General features: G+C 64.6%; 2 protein-coding genes and 1 pseudogene. All 3 read right to left on the reverse strand.

Features of this window, described 5'->3' with window-relative positions; all coding sequences use genetic code 11:
- Window positions 1–380, reverse strand: a 380-nt coding sequence (locus tag V6M52_RS10410; RefSeq protein WP_332700974.1) for a family 43 glycosylhydrolase, incomplete at its 3' end; no start/stop codon positions are given.
- Between the two features lie 11 nt (window positions 381–391).
- Window positions 392–3196 carry a TonB-dependent receptor gene (locus V6M52_RS10415; protein ID WP_332700975.1) on the reverse strand — a complete coding sequence of 935 codons (2805 nt, stop codon included), beginning with the start codon at window positions 3194–3196 and terminating at the stop codon, window positions 392–394.
- Between the two features lie 202 nt (window positions 3197–3398).
- A pseudogene (locus V6M52_RS10420) lies at window positions 3399–3554 on the reverse strand (S-(hydroxymethyl)glutathione dehydrogenase); the annotation flags it as partial.

Here is a 3554-nt window from a genome sequence, read left to right on the forward strand (position 1 = left end):
GCCGGGATATAGATGTAGAACCGCCCCTCGTGCTTGATCAGCTCCGGGGCCCAGACCGAGCCGATATTGGTCTTCAACGCCGCGGTCACCGGGGTCCAGTTCACCAGGTCGCGGGAGCGCCAGATGACCAGCCCCGGATAGGCGTCGAAGGTCGAGAACGTCATGTAGTAGTCGGCGCCGTCCTTCAGGATCGAAGGATCGGGATGGTCGCCCGCCAGGATCGGATTGAGATAGGTCCCGTTCCCGAGATCGGCCTTGCGCTGCCCCTCAGGCCCTTGAGCCCAGGGTCGCTGCGCGGGCGCGGCCAGGGCTGGGAGAGCGGCGGTCGCCGCACCGATCGCGAGGGTTCCGAACGCCCCCCGGCGCGTGACCGCCGTCATCTCAGGCTCTCCTAGAACTTGTAGCGGACGCCGACATAGTACTGGCGGCCCGTGTGCACGTATTCCTCCGAGCTCTCGCGGGTCGACGAGATCCAGCGGTCGTCGAACTCGTCGGTCAGGTTGATCCCCTCGAAGGTGAAGGTCACCTGATCGGTCAGCTTGAACGTGGCGGCCACGTCGACGTTCAGGGTCTTGTGCTTGCCGCGCACGTCGTTGCCGTTGCCGCCCGGCACCGTGGAGAGATAGCCCTCCCGATACGAGGCCGAGACCCGACCCGTCAGGCGATCGGCCTCATAGTACAGGGTGGTGTTCCACGAGCTTGGCGACAGCCCTACCAGCGGCTGCACGACGGTGGCGCCCGTGGCGACGTTGGTCATGTATTCGATGTCGGACTTCACGTGGGTGTAGTTGACGATGCCGCCGAACTTGTCGAACGGCGCCGGCAGGAAGGTGAAAGGCCGTTGCAGGCTGATCTCGTAGCCTTCCAGCTTGCCGCCCTCGGTGTTCAGCTGCTGGGTGACGGTGAAGATCGTGTCGAGCGTGTTGTTGTTCGACAGGATGCTGGCCGGCAGGCCGGTCTCGCGGAACGGCATGGTCGAGGCCGCAGACTGGATGTAGCTCTTCAAGTCCTTGCGGAACAGGCCGAGGGTAAGCTGGGTCTCGGAGTCGGGATACCACTCGAACGACAGGTCGTAGGTGTTGGCGCGGATCGGTTCCAGCAACGGGTTGCCGATATTCAGCGTCTGGGACGCATTGGTGATCGAGCCCCCCGGCGTCAGGTTTGGAAGCTGCGGCCGCGACATCACCTTCGAGGCGCCGAAGCGGATGAAGATGTTGTCGCGGGGCTCCAGGACCAGGTTCAGGGACGGCAGGGTGTCGGCATAGTCGCGCACCACGGTGACGAAGTTGGTCCCGACGAAGCCGCGCGAGATCTGGTCGGTCTTGGCCCGCCGCACGCCCACATTGCCGCGCAGCGGCATGCCGGCGATCTCGGTGTCGAAGTCGGCCTGGATGTAGAATGACAGGTCCTTCTCGCGCACGGAGCGGTTGGCGCCGCGCTGATTGGCCGCCGACAGCCGGAAATCGCCGTACTGGTTGACGCAGTCGCAGTTGATGCCAAGCGCCGCCGCCACCTTCTCCAGGTCCGGCGACAGCCACGAGGTCGGCGTGCCGCCCGCGCCCAGGTCGAGATTGCGCCCGAATCCGGTGACCAGCTTCGAGAGACTGGCGAGGGTGATGCCGGGCGGCAGCGCCACGGCGCCTTCGGTGATTCCGCCGGTGACAAAGCGGCGCTGTTCCTTGGTGTCGAAATTGTAGTCCTTGAAGAGCAGGCCGCCCTTCAGCTTGATCTGGTCGGTCAGGTCGAAGGCCAGGTCGACGCGGACGTTCTGCAGATCGTTGATGGTCTTGTTCGGCCGCATGCGGATCAGCGAGGCGTCGCCTAGCGCATTGGTCGTACCGAACCGCCAGTTGGCCGCATCCGTGACGTCGAAGCCGTAGTTGAACACCGGCAGCTTCTGGTCGGTGTAGTCGTAGGAATAGTTGTCGCTGTCGTAGCGGTCGAACGAGATCGTGGTCTGGACCGGGTTGCGCTGGATCGACTTCGACTGGCCGTAGATGAAGGTCCCGCGGAAGCGCTCATTGAACTCGTGGGCGATGGTGATCGAGGCCTGGTTGAACTCGGTCGACAGCTCGTCATAGCGGTCCTCGGTGCGGATATCGACGTCGTCGAAGGTCGCCGAGGTCAGGTGCCCCTTGGAGTCGATGACGGCGTTGCGCACGTCGGTCTGGGGGTTGCCCTGTCCCGCCCGGCTGAAGGAGATGACCTCCAGATAGTTTTCGCGGCGGGTGCCATCGAGGATGGCCAGCAGGCCGTCCACGGTGATGGTGGTGGCGTCGGTCGGCTTGAACTGGACCGCCAGGGTCGCCCCCATCCGCTCCCAGTCATAGGTCATCCGGCCATAGCGCGGGATGCGCGGGTGCCAGGCCTGGTTGACCGTGGAATAGGTTCCGACCGGCACATTGCAGGGGCCTGGCGTCTGGAAGCAGCCCGAGGAGTTGGACGGCGTCGCCGGGCTTTCCCAGCGACCGGTGGAGGAGCCTTCCTCCAGGGTGTTGCGGGTGGCGTAGGCCAGTGAGAACAACGCCCCTAGCTTGCCATCGAACCAGGTGTCGCTGATCAGGAAGGTGGCCCGCGGGTCGTATTCCTGGGAGAGGTCGTTGTAGCCGTACTGGGCGCCGGCGGCCATGTTGAAGTCGCCATAGTCAAAGGGCTTGGCCGTGGTCAGGTCGACCGTTGCGCCCAGCGAGCCCTCCTCAGTCTCGGCCGACTGCGACTTGCGCACCGTGATGCGATTGAACAGCTCCGAGGCGAAGATCTGGAAGTCGAAGCCACGGCCGCGGTTCGCGCCGCCCGACCCGTCCTTGCCACCGGTCGTGGCCAGCGCCTCCAGCCCGTTGACCCGCACCCGGGTGAAATCGTTGGAGAGCCCGCGCACCGTGATCGAGCGGCCCTCGCCCCCGTCGCGATCGATGGCCACGCCCGGGATCCGCTGCAGGGATTCGGCCAGGTTCAGGTCAGGGAAGTCGGCGATGTCCTCGGCGTTGATGACGTCGACGATGTCGTTCTCGGCCTTCTTGACCGAGATGGCGCTGGCCAGGCTGGCGCGGAAGCCGGTGACCACGATCTCGTCGACCGTGCTTTCCTTGTCCTGGGCCTGGACCTGCGAGGCGCCGAGCGCCGCGGCCATGGCGATCGCCGAGGCGCCGGTCAGGCGCAGGGTGCGCGAAGTGGTGTTTCCGAACAGCATCGGCATGGGTTCCCTCCCGTTTCCTCTGGCCCCGCTGCATCATCTGCGCGGCTGGGACCCGTTCGCCAGACTCGCTCCAACGCGTCTGACACCGGTATCATTAGCAGAGGATTTTACCTTTGACACCGGTATCATTCAAAAAAGCATGATCTGATACCGAAGAGCGCCAGCTCGTCACGCCGGCGTTACGGTCTCGGGAACTGGAGGGTCAGAACACCACCACGCTGCGGATGCTCTCGCCGGCGTGCATCAGGTCGAAGGCCTTGTTGATGTCTTCCAGCGGCATGACGTGGGTGATCATCGGATCGATCTGGATCTTGCCGTCCATGTACCAGTCGACGATCTTCGGCACGTCGGTGCGACC

The sequence above is a fragment of the Devosia sp. genome (assembly GCF_036676215.1).
Taxonomy (GTDB): Bacteria; Pseudomonadota; Alphaproteobacteria; order Rhizobiales; family Devosiaceae; genus Devosia.

Coding starts and splice junctions, on each gene's coding strand:
- V6M52_RS10415 (WP_332700975.1), bottom strand. CDS start 3,196: ATGCCGATGCTGTTCGGAAACACCACTTCGCGCACCCTGCGCCTGACC.